This is a genomic window from Hydrogenophaga sp. 5NK40-0174 (assembly GCF_040372165.1).
Lineage (GTDB): Bacteria > Pseudomonadota > Gammaproteobacteria > Burkholderiales > Burkholderiaceae_C > Hydrogenophaga.
In genome coordinates this window covers 1,005,321-1,019,679 of the sequence record NZ_BAABWG010000001.1, presented here as the reverse complement: position 1 = coordinate 1,019,679, position 14,359 = coordinate 1,005,321, and the positions used below count along the sequence as shown (strand labels likewise).

At 61.2% G+C, this 14,359-nt stretch carries 10 protein-coding genes and 1 tRNA gene; 5 read left to right on the top strand and 6 right to left on the bottom strand.

The features are described 5' to 3' along the window. The first annotated feature begins 15 nt into the window (after window positions 1–15). The 4 genes from ybgF (at window position 16) to ABWV89_RS04675 (ending at window position 3,040) form a co-directional block, all read left to right on the top strand. Window positions 16–798, top strand: a complete 783-nt coding sequence (gene ybgF, locus ABWV89_RS04690) for a tol-pal system protein YbgF (protein WP_353394752.1) — start codon at window positions 16–18, stop codon at window positions 796–798. Window positions 799–963: 165 nt separating this feature from the next. Next, window positions 964–2,079, top strand: coding sequence for a YeeE/YedE family protein (locus ABWV89_RS04685; protein WP_353394749.1), 1,116 nt, complete (start codon window positions 964–966; stop codon window positions 2,077–2,079). Further along, window positions 2,072–2,920 carry a tRNA threonylcarbamoyladenosine dehydratase gene (locus tag ABWV89_RS04680; RefSeq protein ID WP_353394748.1) on the top strand — a complete coding sequence of 283 codons (849 nt, stop codon included), beginning with the start codon at window positions 2,072–2,074 and terminating at the stop codon, window positions 2,918–2,920. The genes ABWV89_RS04685 and ABWV89_RS04680 overlap by 8 nt, the downstream gene beginning before the upstream one ends. A 44-nt stretch (window positions 2,921–2,964) precedes the next feature. Beyond that, window positions 2,965–3,040, top strand: a tRNA-Lys gene (locus ABWV89_RS04675). A 173-nt stretch (window positions 3,041–3,213) separates the two neighbouring features. Here the strand turns inward: ABWV89_RS04675 and ABWV89_RS04670 are convergent. The 6 genes from ABWV89_RS04670 to dapC all read right to left on the bottom strand — a co-directional run bounded on the left by ABWV89_RS04670 (window position 3,214) and on the right by dapC (window position 10,638). Continuing rightward, window positions 3,214–5,235, bottom strand: coding sequence for an ATP-binding cassette domain-containing protein (locus ABWV89_RS04670; protein ID WP_353394746.1), 2,022 nt, complete (start codon window positions 5,233–5,235; stop codon window positions 3,214–3,216). After that, window positions 5,232–6,116 carry a 50S ribosomal protein L3 N(5)-glutamine methyltransferase gene (gene prmB / locus ABWV89_RS04665; RefSeq protein ID WP_353394744.1) on the bottom strand — a complete coding sequence of 295 codons (885 nt, stop codon included), beginning with the start codon at window positions 6,114–6,116 and terminating at the stop codon, window positions 5,232–5,234. The genes ABWV89_RS04670 and prmB overlap by 4 nt, the downstream gene beginning before the upstream one ends. Then, window positions 6,113–7,297 (bottom strand): succinyl-diaminopimelate desuccinylase, encoded by a 1,185-nt coding sequence (gene dapE, locus ABWV89_RS04660; protein ID WP_353394742.1) that lies wholly within the window; start codon window positions 7,295–7,297, stop codon window positions 6,113–6,115. The genes prmB and dapE overlap by 4 nt, the downstream gene beginning before the upstream one ends. Beyond that, window positions 7,294–8,460, bottom strand: coding sequence for a PilT/PilU family type 4a pilus ATPase (locus tag ABWV89_RS04655; protein ID WP_353394740.1), 1,167 nt, complete (start codon window positions 8,458–8,460; stop codon window positions 7,294–7,296). The genes dapE and ABWV89_RS04655 overlap by 4 nt, the downstream gene beginning before the upstream one ends. Window positions 8,461–8,523: 63 nt before the next feature. Further along, window positions 8,524–9,348, bottom strand: a complete 825-nt coding sequence (dapD, locus tag ABWV89_RS04650; RefSeq protein WP_353394738.1) for a 2,3,4,5-tetrahydropyridine-2,6-dicarboxylate N-succinyltransferase — start codon at window positions 9,346–9,348, stop codon at window positions 8,524–8,526. 66 nt (window positions 9,349–9,414) lie between these two features. After that, window positions 9,415–10,638 carry a succinyldiaminopimelate transaminase gene (gene dapC / locus ABWV89_RS04645; protein ID WP_353394736.1) on the bottom strand — a complete coding sequence of 408 codons (1,224 nt, stop codon included), beginning with the start codon at window positions 10,636–10,638 and terminating at the stop codon, window positions 9,415–9,417. A gap of 146 nt (window positions 10,639–10,784) precedes the next feature. On the opposite strand from dapC, the gene smc reads away from it, so the two are divergent. After that, complete coding sequence (gene smc, locus ABWV89_RS04640) at window positions 10,785–14,306, top strand: chromosome segregation protein SMC (RefSeq protein ID WP_353394734.1); 3,522 nt, start codon at window positions 10,785–10,787, stop codon at window positions 14,304–14,306. The last annotated feature ends 53 nt before the right edge of the window (window positions 14,307–14,359 follow it).

Genomic DNA, 14,359 nt, shown 5'->3' with positions numbered 1-14,359 from the left:
TGGCTGTCTATGCGCATGAAATCGTCTCAAAGGGCCAGCCTGTGGCTGGCCACTTCTACAGTTGTTCTGGCCGGTCTCTGGCCGCTCCAGGCTCACGCCCTGTTTGGCGACGATGAGGCCCGCAAGGCCATCATTGAACTCAGACAGGACTTCAACGCGACCAAGGAGCAGTTCCTCCAGACGACGCAGGACAACGCGAACATGCGCCGCTCCATGCTGGACCTTTCAGGCCAGCTGGAGCAGTTGAGAGGCGAGATGGCCCAGCTTCGAGGCCAGAACGAAGAGCTGCAGCGTCAGCTCAATGAGCTCAAGCAACAGCAGGAGCAGGCGCGCGTTCAACAGCCACCTGCATCCACTGCACCAGCCGGACCACAAGGACAGGGTGGGGCCGTGGTACTGGACGGACGTGAGTTTGAAGCCACGCCAGACGAGCAACGCGACTATTCGGTGGGCCTCGACCTCATCCGCAAGTCCGAGTTTGATCGCGCCGAGATGGCGTTTTCCAGTTTTCTGCGTGTCTACCCGAACAGTGGGTACACCCCGTCGGTGCTCTACTGGCTCGGCAATGCACAGTTTGCGAACCGTGCCTACAGGGAAGCCGTGGGAACCCATCGCCGCCTGATCAACACCTACCCGGATCATCCACGAGCACCTGAAGCCATGTTGGCCTCCGCCAACAGCCTGCTGGAGCTCAAGGAAAAGTCGACGGCCAAACAGACGCTTCAGGACTTGGTCAAGCGGTATCCGGATGCCGAGGCCGCAGGGGTTGCCAAGGAGCGACTTCAATCCATGAGGTAAAGTGTCCGGATTGGCTGCTGTCTGCCGGATTCTCCCGAAAGCCGTATGGTGGTCGCCAATACGGCTTTTTTCTCGCCTGTCGCCTGCTGCTGCGTGACCGCCCTCAATTGTGTTGTCGCCCGTTTTGTGCCGGAACGGGTGACTGCTCTCCTACAATCTCCCTGAATGGACATCGCTGAATTCGAACAACTTCGCCAATGGGTGCTATGGGCGGCCTTTGGGGTAGGTGGGCTGTTTGGCCTGATCGTGCAACGCACGCATTTCTGCACCATGGGTGCGATCAGCGATGCCGTGAACATCGGGTCATGGATCCGCGTGCGCCAGTGGGTCATGGCCGTGGCGGTTGCCATGGCGGGATATCACTTGCTCGGGTACTTTGGCGTGATCGACCCTTCCCAATCGATCTATGCCTCGGGGCACATCCTCTGGTTGTCGGCTCTTCTCGGAGGTGCCATGTTCGGGTTTGGCATGGTGCTGGCGTCCGGCTGCGGCAGCAAGACACTGGTTCGCATTGGCGCGGGCAACCTCAAATCGGTCGTGGTGTTTGCCGTGATGGGGCTAGCCGCTTTTGCGACGCTACGAGGCGTGACTGCGGTATGGCGAGTGGCGACAGTCGACAACATCGCGTTTGACATGCAAGGCGGTAGCCATGTGGGTGCCTGGTTGGGGAGCCTGGCAGGTCTGGCGCCGTCGGAAGCCACGTTGGGGTCTGGGCTGGTGCTGTCGGCGGTGATGCTGGTTTGGGTTCTCAAGGATGCTGAGTTCCGCAGCGAGCTGAACAACTGGGTGGCCGGTCTCGGTCTGGGTCTGGTCATTGTCCTGATGTGGTGGGTCAGCGGCTCAATGGGATTCGTGTCCGAGCATCCCCAGACGCTTGAGGCCGTGTACGTGGCGACGAACACCGGGCGCATGGAGTCGCTGACGTTCACGGCACCAATGGCCTATGCCCTGGACTGGCTGATCTATTTCAGCGACACCAACAAGGTGCTGACGGTCAGCGTCGCGACCGTGGCGGGCGTCGTGGCAGGCTCATTTCTTCAGTCGCGTCTCGATGGCAGTTTTCGCTGGGAGGGGTTTCGGGACACGCAGGACACAGCGCTGCATATCGCTGGGGCTACCTGCATGGGTATTGGTGGCGTCACCGCTTTGGGCTGCACGGTGGGCCAGGGCTTGTCTGGTCTGTCGACAATGAGCCTGACCAGCGTGTTGGCGGTCGTCGGCATCGTGCTGGGCGCACTGGGCGGTTTCAAGTTTCAGATGTGGTTGCTCGAGCGTGAGTGAGCCTCTTGTTGATTTTCCGCTGCCTTCGCCCGATCATGAGCGGCGATTCGGTGGCCTCAGACGTCTGTACGGGGTCGAAGGTGCGCAGCGCCTGTTCCGTGCGCACGTGATGATCGCTGGCCTTGGTGGGGTCGGTTCCTGGTGCGTAGAGGCACTGGCTCGATCCGGGGTTCGGCGTCTGACACTCATCGACCTTGATCATGTGGCCGAGTCCAACATCAATCGCCAGATTCAGGCCACAGACGAGAACCTTGGCAAGTCCAAGGCAGATGCGCTGAAAGAACGCATTGCGTCTTATCACCCCGATTGTGAGGTCGTGTGCCTCGATGCATTTGTAGAACCTGACAACTGGTCTTCACTGTTGAGCGAAGCCGGAGACAAGCCCGACGCAGTGATCGATGCCTGTGACCAGGTGCGCGCCAAAGCCACGATGGCTGCGTGGGCAGCAACTTCGCGCGTGCCATTCGTGAGTGTGGGTGCTGCGGGTGGCAAGCGTCTTGCCCACAAGGTCGAGATGCTGGACCTCGGGGAGGTGACACACGATCCCTTGCTTGCTTCTTTGCGCTATCAGCTGCGTAGGCACCACGGGCTCGCACGCCATGGGCGTATGGGCGTGACTTGTGTGTTCAGTCGCGAAGCGGTCGCGCCTCCGGATGCGTCGTGTGCTGTGGACGGAGGCTCGGCGGACGTTTCACTCAATTGCCATGGCTACGGATCGTCCGTGGCGGTGACAGCAGGCTTTGGCATGTGTGCGGCCGGATGGTTGATGGATCAAATCGCGACCGGGACGAAAAAAATTCCGGCGTCTTTCCAAAACGGCAAAAAAGACGCTATAATCTGAGGCTTCGCAGCAATGAATTCATATCTTGATTCATTGAAGTGAGTGGGACGTTAGCTCAGTTGGTAGAGCAGCGGACTTTTAATCCGTTGGTCGTAGGTTCGAACCCTACACGTCCTACCAGAGACAAGGCGAAAGCCTGAAAAAGCCCTGATCGAAAGATCGGGGCTTTTTTGTTTGGGCCTGGTGCGCGGCAACTGGCAGCTTTTGGCGCAACGGCGTTGTGGCCGGCAAGGGGGCCGAAGGGGGCAGGGCAGCCTTGGTTCAGCAGTGGCTGCGTCGCGCCCTTTGCTTTTTCAGTCGCCTCCTGACTGTGCGGCTTCGATGGCGTCAGTCAGCTCAAGCCATTGCGCTTCGTTGGTATCGAGCTTGTCCTGCACCTGCTTGAGCCTTTTGCCCATGTCGGCAATATCGGCAGGGGAAGCTGGCTCGCACAGTTTGGCTTCAATGCCGGTTTTCTCTGTCGCCAGCGTCTCCATTTCCTTCTCGCAGGCGGCCAGTGCCTTTTTCAGAGGCTTGAGCTTTTCTGCCAGCTGTTGTCGTCGCTGAGCGTCTTCCTTTTTCTGCTGCGCAGTGCGCTTCTGGGCGGGTTCGGCCGGATCGGGGGACGCGGCTGCTGGCTCAGAAGGTGCTTGGCTGATGGCTGTTGCCGTCACCGGTGCCTGCTGCTTCTTGCTGGCCCCTTCGCGCGCCTGTTTGGCGACATCGAGCAGGTAGCGTTGGTAGTCGTCGAGATCGCCATCGAAGGGAGCAATGCCTCCGCGGGAGACCAGCCAGAATTCGTCGCAGACAGAGCGCAGCAATGCACGGTCGTGGCTGACCAGCATGACGGTGCCTTCGAACTCATTGAGTGCAACAGCCAATGCTTCGCGTGTGGCGAGGTCAAGGTGGTTGGTCGGTTCGTCCAGCAGCAGCAGGTTGGGGCGCTGCCACACCAGCATGCAGAGCACCAGTCGCGCCTTTTCGCCGCCGCTCATGCTGCCGACGGCCTGATTGACCTGTTCGCCAGTGAACTGAAAGCTGCCCAGGAATGTGCGCAAGTCGAGCTCACGTGTGGGTTGACCCACCAGCGTTCCTGCCTTGTCACTCTCACGCGCAAGTCGAATCATGTGCGTCAGTGGCGTGTCATCAGCATGGAGAACGTCGAGTTCTTGCTGGGCGAAATAGCCAATCCGCAGGCCCTTGCCCGGGGTGATCTCTCCTGCTACGGCCTGGAGGTCGCCAGCGATGGACTTGACCAGCGTGGACTTGCCCTGCCCATTGGCGCCCAGAATACCAATGCGTTGCCCGGCCATGACGGAGCGGGTCACATTGCGCACAATGACCGTTGGCGCCGCACCGTCTGCTCCGGGGTAGCCGAACTCACCTCCGGTGATGGCCAGCATCGGATTCGGAAGGTTCTGTGGCTCGGCGAACTCGAACTGGAATTCTGCATCGGCCAGCACAGGTGCGATCTTTTCCATGCGCTCCAGTGCCTTGACCCGGCTTTGCGCCTGTTTGGCTTTGGTGGCCTTGGCTTTGAAGCGGTCGATGAAGCGCTGCAGGTGGGCCATCTTCTCCTGTTGGCGCTCGAAAGCAGCTTGCTGTTGGCTCAGCTGTTCGGCACGCATCTCTTCGAAGCGGCTGTAGTTGCCGCCGTAGCGGTGCAGGGTGGAGCGCTCGATGTGGACCGTGACCTGAGTGATGGCATCGAGGAATTCGCGGTCGTGGCTGATCACAAGAAGCGTGCCCTCGTAGCGCTTGAGCCACGCTTCCAGCCAGACCAGAGCATCCAGGTCCAGGTGGTTGGTGGGCTCGTCGAGTAGCAGCAAGTCGCTGGGGCACATGAGTGCGCGGGCCAGCTGGAGGCGCATTCGCCAGCCACCGGAGAAACTGTTGACCGGTCGGTCCAGCTCGTCGACCTTGAAGCCAAGGCCCAGAATCAGTGCTTGCGCGCGGGCAGGCGCGTCGTGGACGCCAGCATCCTGAGCATGCATGTAGGCCGTGGCCATGCGCTCGCCATCACCACTGGCTTCGGCTGCTGCCACCTCGGCTTCTGCTTCGGTCAGGCGCGTGTCCCCGTCGAGCACAAAGCGCGTGGCGCTCTCATCCGTTTCGGGCATGTTCTGGGCGACCTGGGCCACACGCCAGTGTTGCGGAACGGAGAAGTCTCCGCTGTCTTCGTGCAAGGTCCCGTCAAGCAAGCGGAAGAGGCTGGACTTGCCGGCGCCATTGCGGCCAACCAGGCCAACGCTCTCACCGGGGTTGATGGTGCAGCTGGCATGGTCAAGCAACACCTTGGTGCCGCGACGCAGCACGATGTCTCGTAGTTGAATCATGATGAAAGTTGGGACCAGCGGCGCAAGGCGTCCGCCGTCAGCAGCAAGACCTGATCGTCTCCGATGGAGGTATCGAGCCAGAACACCTCCAGTCCAGGGAAGGCTGCTTCAAAATGGGTTTGTTCGTTGCCAATCTCGAGCACGACCACACCTTGCACGGACAAGCGCCCGGGCAGGTCAGCCAGCAGCTGGCGAATGAAGTCCATGCCGTCTTCTCCGCCGGCAAGGGCCAGCTCGGGCTCGGCGCGGTATTCGGCCGGCAAAGCCTCCATGCTGGCGGCATTGACATACGGCGGATTGCACAGCACCAGATCGTATGGCCCCGGGCAGTGGGCGAGCCCATCGGAGTGGACGAGGGTGATGCGCTCCTGGAGGTCATGGCGATCCACGTTGATGCGGGCCACCGCCAACGCATCCTGGGAGATGTCTGCTGCTGTCACCTTGATGTCTGGCCAGGCCATGGAGGCCAGTACGGCCAGGCTTCCATTGCCGGTGCACAGGTCCAGAACGTTGAGGGTCTCGTCCGACAGCCAAGGGTCGATGGTGGCATCGGCGATCAGCTCGCCAATGAAACTTCGAGGCACGATGGCGCGTTCATCGACATAGAAAGAAACGCCTTGCAGCCAGGCTTCATGGGTCAGGTAGGCCGCAGGCTTTCGGGTTGCGATGCGTTGTTCGATGAGTGCGTCAACCGAGGCGATCTGCTCTTGTGAAACGCTCAAAGCTCCGGCCTCGTCGAGGTTGGTGTCCAGAGGAAGGTCCAGCTTCCACAAGACCAGCCAGGCTGCTTCGTCGCGCGCGCAGGTGGTGCCATGGCCATAGGACACGCCAGCGGATTCAAGGCGTTGGGTCACCGCCTGATGGAGTTCCTCAAGCGTCATGCCTGCTCCGCTTCGGCGGCGTTGACGGCCTCAGACAGATTGACGAGTACTTGCCGGTAGGCGTTCTTGAGTGGCTCGATGTCGTTCAGGCACACGTGTTCGTCGATCTTGTGAATGGTGGCATTGGGCGGCCCGAACTCGACAACCTCGGGACATATTCGAGCGATGAACCGTCCGTCGCTGGTGCCACCGGACGTCGAAAGCTCGGTGTCAATGCCAGTGACTTCGGCAATGGCCATGCTGACCGCATTCACCAGGGTGCCGCGCCCGGTGAGAAAAGGCAGGCCGCTGACGGTCCACTCGATGTCGTAGTCCTCGCCAGCATGGAGGTCGTGGCTGGCGAGAATGTCTGCCACCCTGCCTTGCAGGCCCTCGGGGGTCGACTCGGTGCAAAAGCGGAAGTTGAAAATGACCTCCAGCGAACCAGGGATCACATTGGTGGCGCCCGTGCCTGCGTGGATGTTGCTGATCTGCCAGGTAGTCGGTGGGAAGAACTCGTTGCCCTTGTCCCATTCCGTGGCAGCCAGTTCAGCCAGCGCTGGTGCGGCCATGTGGACCGGGTTTCTGGCCAGGTGCGGATAGGCAATATGGCCTTGAATGCCCTTGACGGTGAGCTTGCACCCCATGGAGCCTCGACGACCGTTCTTGATCATGTCGCCAGTGCGCTCGACCGAAGTCGGTTCGCCGACGATGCACCAGTCCAGGCGTTCTCCTCTGGCCTTGAGTGCTTCGCAAACCACCACTGTACCGTCATTGGCCGGACCTTCTTCGTCACTGGTGAGGAGGAAGGCGACATCGATAGGCGCATCAGGGTGCTCGGCGAAGAACTCCTCGCATGCCACCACCATGGCGGCCAGTGATGCCTTCATGTCGCTCGCGCCGCGCCCGAACAGTTTGCCTTCGCGGTGTGTGGGCACGAACGGGTCGCTCGTCCACGCAGTGAGCGGGCCGGTGGGCACTACATCGGTGTGGCCGGCAAAAATCAGGGTAGGGCGTTGACCCGAGCCACGACGGGCCCATAGGTTGGTGACTCGGAAGTCATCAGGGCCACTCTGTGAGACGTCGCACTCGAAGCCGAGTGGGCGCAGTCGTTCGACGATCACCGGCAGGCAGCCGGCGTCGTCTGGTGTCACGGAGGGCAGGGAGATGAGTTGCTCGGTCAGCCGCAGCGTAGCGGTCATTCGTGTTTGACGTCCAGTGAGAACTCGGTGAACGTGGCCTGATCGCTGTGATCTTCTTCCGCCAGCGGCGCGTGAGCCGATGTGCGACCAGCTTGAAAGTCGTTTTGCAGGCGCCACAACAGGTTGTTGGGCGAATCGGCATGGGTCATGGCTTCATCACGGGTGACGAGACCATCGCTGACCAGGCGGGCCAGATCCTGCTCGAAGGTTTGAGAGCCTTCCGCCAGAGACTTCTCCATGGCCTCGCGGACGCCGGAGAAGTCGGCCTTCTGGACCAGGTCGGAGACCAGTGCCGTGTTGAGCATGACTTCCATGGCCGGTACGCGGCCGCCCGCATGGGTGCGCAGCAAGCGCTGCGAGCAGATGGCACGCAGGGCAGCAGCGAGGTCACCCAGCATGGTCGGGCGCACTTCCACGGGGTAGAAGCTCAGGATACGGTTGAGCGCCTGGTAGCTGTTGTTGGCGTGCAGTGTGGCCAGGCAAAGGTGGCCGGATTGCGCATAGGCAATGGCGGCGGACATGGTCTCGCGGTCGCGGATCTCGCCGATGAGAATGACGTCCGGCGCCTGACGCAGGGCATTTTTCAGGCCGACCTGCAAGGAAATGGTGTCGGTGCCGATTTCGCGCTGGTTGACCACCGCCTTCTTGTTGCGGAAGTTGTATTCGATCGGGTCCTCGATGGTGAGGATGTGACCGCTCTGTCGCTCATTGCGGTGATCGAGCATGGCCGCCAGCGTGGTGGACTTGCCGGCACCGGTGGAACCCACCATCAGGAAAAGGCCGCGCTTTTCCATGACCAGGTCTGCCAGCACAGGCGCCACGTTCAGGGAGTCGAGAGCAGGAATTTCATTGGGAACGTACCGGATCACAACCGAGTACAGTCCCCGCTGACGAAATGCACTGACCCGGAAGTTGCCCACGCCCTCCAGTGGAACAGCCGTATTGAGCTCACCGGTTTCGTTGAGCTCTTCCATGCGCGAAGCGGGCATGACCTCGTTGATGAGATTGCGCGGCGCCTCGGGAGGGAGAATCTGGCTGTTGATGGGGACGGTTTGACCATTGATCTTGATCATGGCTGGCGCATGGGCCGAGAGGTAAACGTCTGACGCTTTCTTCTCTGCCATCAGGCGCAAGATGCGCTCCATGGTTCCATTGCTGCTCATGCCGTCCTCCTGTTGTGATTGGATGTGGGTTCGGGGTCAGTGCGATATCAGGAAAAGCTGGCTTCAGGGGCGCAGCAATTCGTTGAGGCTGGTCTTGGCACGGGTCTGTGCGTCGACGCGCTTGACGATGATGGCCGCGTAGAGGCTGTATTTCCCGTCGTCTTTGGGCAGGCTGCCGCTGATCACGACCGAGCCGGCAGGGACGCGGCCGTAGGTCACTTCACCGGTGGTGCGGTCATAGATCGGGGTGCTCTGGCCAATGTAGACGCCCATGGAGACAACCGAATTTTCTTCCACGATCACACCTTCGACGATTTCCGATCGGGCGCCGATGAAGCAGTTGTCTTCAATGATGGTCGGGTTGGCTTGCAGTGGTTCGAGCACGCCGCCAAGGCCCACGCCACCGGAGAGGTGCACGTTTTTGCCCACCTGGGCGCAGGAGCCGACGGTGGCCCATGTGTCGACCATCGTGCCTTCATCCACGTAGGCGCCAATGTTGACGTAGCTGGGCATCAGCACCGCGCCTTTGGCCACAAAGCTGCCGCGGCGTGCCACTGCAGGGGGGACCACGCGCACGCCCGAGGCCTTGAGGTCGGCTTCCGACATATCGGAAAACTTGGTCTGGACCTTGTCGAAGAAGGCCAGATTGCCGCTGCGCATCAACTCATTGTCTTTGAGGCGAAAAGACAACAAAACAGCCTTCTTGATCCACTGGTGGACGGTCCATTGCCCAACGCCTTCGCGGGTAGCGACGCGCAAGTTGCCGGCGTCGAGTTCTGCAATCACGTGCTCGACAGCATCCTGAACTTCCTTTGGAGCCGATGCAGGAGAGAGTTCGGCGCGGTTGTCCCAGGCGTTGTCGATCAGGGTTTGAAGTTGTTGGGTCATGTGTAAGTCAGAGGTCTGAATTCGCTGGATGGCTAGAGTTCTAGGGGGAGTGCGGCGGCTGACCGGTCAGGCAGAGGCGTTGAGGAACTCAACGATCCGGCCAGCGGCTTCCAGGCATTCGGCGGGCTCTGCCACCAAGGCCATGCGGACCCTGCCTTCGCCGGGATTGATACCGTTCACACGTCTTGCCAGGTAACTTCCGGGCAACACAGTGACATTGTATTGAGCCAGCAGCGCCTTGGCGAAGCCTTCATCTGACGTAAGGCCTTTGTCCGGATCTGCAAACCGCTCCGGAACGCCTGCCCAGAGGTAGAAACCGGCGTCCGGCAGGCTGACGTCCAGATGCGGGGCCAACATGGGCGTGACCTGGGCAAACTTTTCCCGGTATTGCCGACGATTGTCGATGACGTGCTCTTCATCATCCCAGGCAGCCACGCTGGCGGCCTGTACCACGGGACTCATGGCGCCGCCATGGTAGGTGCGATAGAGAAGGAAGGACTTGACCAGATCGGCGTCGCCCGCGACAAAACCGCTGCGGAGGCCAGGCACGTTGCTGCGCTTGGAAAGGCTGGTGAACATCAGCAGGCGCCTGAAATCGTGCCGGCCGAGTCGGGTGGCAGCCTCAAGGCCACCCAGGGGGGGCTCGTCCCTGAAGTAGATTTCGCTGTAGCACTCGTCCGAGGCAATGATGAAGCCGTGCTCGTCGCTCAGGTCGAACAGGCGCTGCCACTCTTCGAGGGGCATCACAGCACCGGTGGGGTTGCCCGGGGAGCAGACATAGAGCAACTGGGTGCGTTTCCAGACGTCGGCCGGTACGCTGTTCCAGTCCATGGCGAAATTGCGGGCCGGGTCACTTGGGACGTAGTGGGGTTGGGCCCCGCCGAGAAAGGCCGCGCCTTCGTAGATTTGATAGAACGGGTTGGGCAGCATCAGCGTGGCCCCTGACCCACTGGCGTCAAGCACCGTCTGGGCAAAGGCAAACAGTGCTTCGCGCGTGCCGTTGACGGGCAGGACCTGAGTCGCCGGGTCCAGATTGACCTGATAGCGCCGCTGCAGCCACGCCGCGCAGGCCTGGCGCAAAGCCGGAGTGCCCCCTGTGGCGGGATAGCTGCTCAGGCCGCCGTCGATGGCGTCTGCCAGCGCTTTCTTGAGGAGGTCCGGTGCCGCGTGGCGTGGTTCGCCAATGCCCAGGCTGATCGGGCTGTGGGCAGGGCTGGGCGTCACGTCCGCAAAAAGGCGGCGCAGGCGCTCAAAGGGATAGGGCTGAAGCAGGGATAGTTGCGGGTTCATGGACGCGATTATCCCAAGCCGGCGAGTGCCTGCCTTCTCGCGGGATTCCGGGGCCCGTGTCGGGTTATCATGCTGGCTGCGCCATTGTGGCCCCGGCGAGGGTTTCTCTATATAAATCAAGCGGTTACAAACGCTTTCGGATCGACGTGCGTCTCAACTCCATCAAGCTGTCCGGCTTCAAGTCATTTGCCGAGCCCACCAACTTCATGCTGCCAGGTCAATTGGTGGGTGTGGTGGGTCCCAACGGCTGTGGCAAGTCCAACATCATGGACGCAGTACGCTGGGTGCTGGGCGAGTCCAAGGCGTCTGAGCTGCGTGGCGAGTCCATGCAGGACGTGATCTTCAACGGCACCAACAACCGCAAGCCTGCCAGCCGCTCGAGCGTGGAGCTGGTCTTTGACAACTCAGACCATCGTGCAGGTGGCCAGTGGGGCCAGTTTGGTGAAATTGCGGTCAAGCGTGTGCTCACGCGGGACGGCAACAGCAGCTACTACATCAACAACCAGCCGGTTCGTCGTCGAGATGTGCAGGACGTGTTCCTGGGCACGGGTCTTGGCCCGCGTGCCTACGCCATCATCGGACAGGGCACGATCAGCCGGATCATTGAATCCAAGCCGGAAGAGCTGCGACTGTTCCTGGAGGAAGCGGCCGGGGTATCCAAATACAAGGAACGCCGTCGCGAAACGGCCAACCGCCTGAACGACACGCGAGAGAACCTCACGCGTGTGGAAGACATCCTGCGCGAACTCAACGCCAACCTGGAGAAGCTTGAGCGCCAGGCCGAAGTGGCAGCCAAGTACAACGACTTGCAGGCGCGCGCCACGCTTCGCCAGCACCAGCTGTGGTTCCTCAAACGGGCCGAAGCAGATGCCGAGCAGGCCAAGATCAAGACCGAAGCGGCACAGGCTGCCACCGATCTGGAAAGCCGCATGGCCGATCTGCGCAAGGTGGAGTCCGAGCTGGAGTCCATTCGCCAGAGCCACTATGCCGCCGGCGACAAGGTGAACCAGGCACAAGGCCACCTCTACGAGGCGAGCGCAGAAGTCGGCAAGCTTGAGGCGGAGATCCGCTTTGTGGTGGAAGGGCGAACCCGTATCGAGCAGCGGCTGGTGCAGCTGACCGAGCAGATTGCATCCTGGGCCACCCGCCGAGACGAAGCCAACGTGGAGCTCGAGACCATCGCTGGAGCAATTGTTGAAGCGGAAGAGAAGAACGAACTCCTGGCTGCGCAGGGCGAGGAGCAGTCCTCAAGCCTCCCAGCCATGGAAGACAAGCTGCGACAGGCCCAGAATGCAGCCAACGAACAACGCAGCAGCGTCTCTCAGGTGCAGCAGCAGATTCAGGTGCTGGCAGCCGAGCAGCGCAGCATCGAAGAGCAGTCCCAACAACTGACATCGCGTCGCGAACGTCTGACCAACGACCGCAACGCCCTGGCCACTCCGGATGATGAAAAGCTGGCCATGGCCCGTGAGCAGCACGAAGCTGCCAGCGAAGCAGCCGAGGTGGCTGAAGCGGTACTGGTCGAACTGCAGGAGAGTGCGCCGACGCTTGACGAGCAGCGTCGCGAGGCGCAACGGGCCGTGAACGCCGAGTCAGGCAAACAGGCTGATCTCTCCGCCCGCCTGGAGGCACTCAAAGCGCTTCAGGAGAAGGTGAAGACCGATGGCAAGCTGCAGCCCTGGCTGGCCAAGCATGGCCTCGATGGCCTGCAGGCTTTGTGGAGTCGGCTGCATGTAGAGCAAGGTTGGGAATCCGCCTTGGAATCTGCCATGCGCGAACGCATGAACGCACTGGAGGTCTCGCGCCTGGAGATGGTGCGCTCGTTCGGCAATGACGCACCGCCGGCGAAACTGGCGTTCTACTCGCTCGCTGCTGGAGGTGCCGAAGAGACGGCTTCACGCGACGGCCTCAGGCCACTGGCAGACATGCTCCGGCTGGGGGATGCAGGGCTCAAAGCGCTGATGAATGACTGGTTGGCAGGTTGCTACACGGTTGCCTCGCTGGAGGAGGCCATGGGCTTGCGGGACAAGCTGCGCGCGGGCGAGGCCATTTTTGTGCCGGCCGGTCACATGGTGACGCTCTCCAGCGTGAGCTTCTATGCGCCTGACAGTGAACAGGCTGGCATGCTGGCCCGAGCGCAGGAAATCGAGAACCTGGACCGGCAACTCAAGGCGCAGGCCCTGATCTGCGAAGAGAGCCGGACCGCGCTTGTGCGAGCTGAGGCAGCCTATACCGACGCATCCCAGCGGCTGACAGCCGCGCGGCGCGAAGCCGGGGAGGCCAAGACCAAGGCGCACGAGTTGCAGGTCGAAGCCATGCGACTGACACAGGCTGCCGAGCAGACCCGCTCACGCAGTCAGCAGATCGAATCGGATCTGGGCGAAATCGATGTGCAGCTGGAAGGCTTGCAGGAGCGCAGGGTCACAGCCGAGGCGCGCTTTGAGGAGCTGGACATGCAGCTGGCAGACAGCCAGGAGCGGCACGCGCAGCTGGATGACACCGTGATCGAAGCTGAGCGCCAGCTCACACAGGCGCGAGAACAGCAACGTTCACTGGAGCGTTCGGCGCAGGAAGCCGTGTTTGCGCTGCGAACCTTGCAGGCCCGTCAGGGTGAGCTTCAGCGTTCGCTTGAAACATCCTCAAGCCAGGAGACCTCGTTAGCCGACGAACAGGTCCGCGCCAACGAAGAGCTCGCACGCCTGACCGATGCCGCAGCGCAGGCGGGACTGCAATCAGCGCTTGAGGTCAAGGCTGAGCGCGAGTCGGCCTTGGGTGCGCTGCGCAGCGAATACGACGACCTGACGAACAAGCTCCGTGCCAGCGATGAACGCCGGCTGCAGCTGGAAAGAGCGCTGGATCCCATGCGCCAGCGCATCACCCAGTTTCAGCTCAAAGAGCAGGCTGCCCGCCTGGGAGTGGAGCAGTACACGCAACAACTGGAAGAAGCTGAAGCCGATCTGGCCGCTGTCTCACAGAGCATCGCTGAAGAGAACGTCAAGCTCAGCGGCCTGCAAGGCGAGATTGACCGCCTACACCGGGAGATCCAGGCGCTTGGAGCGGTGAACCTGGCCGCCCTTGACGAGCTGACAGCCGCTCGCGAGCGCAAGGATTTTCTCGATGCCCAGTCGGCCGACCTGATGGAAGCCATCACCACCCTGGAAGATGCCATTCGCAAGATCGACAACGAGACAAGAGAGTTGCTGGGCAACACCTTCAACACGGTGAATCAGCACTTTGGAAAGATGTTCCCCGAGTTGTTCGGTGGCGGCAATGCCAAGCTTGTCATGACTGGTGAGGAGATCCTGGACGCAGGCGTTCAGGTCATGGCGCAGCCGCCCGGCAAGAAGAACCAGACCATTCACCTGTTGTCCGGTGGCGAGAAGGCGCTGACAGCCATCGCGCTGGTGTTTGCGATCTTCCAGCTGAACCCGGCTCCGTTCTGTTTGCTCGACGAGGTGGATGCGCCACTGGACGATGCCAATACCGAGCGATATGCCAAACTGGTGACGGCCATGTCCAGGGAAACACAGTTTCTTTTCATCAGTCACAACAAGATCGCCATGGAAATGGCCGAGCAACTCATTGGCGTGACCATGCAGGAGCAGGGTGTTTCACGTATTGTTGCCGTGGACCTGGAAGCCGCGACAGGCATGATGGAAGCGGCCTGATGGTGTGAATGCCCCGGATGTGTTGAAAACCTGACTATTCAGCCTGAGCAAGC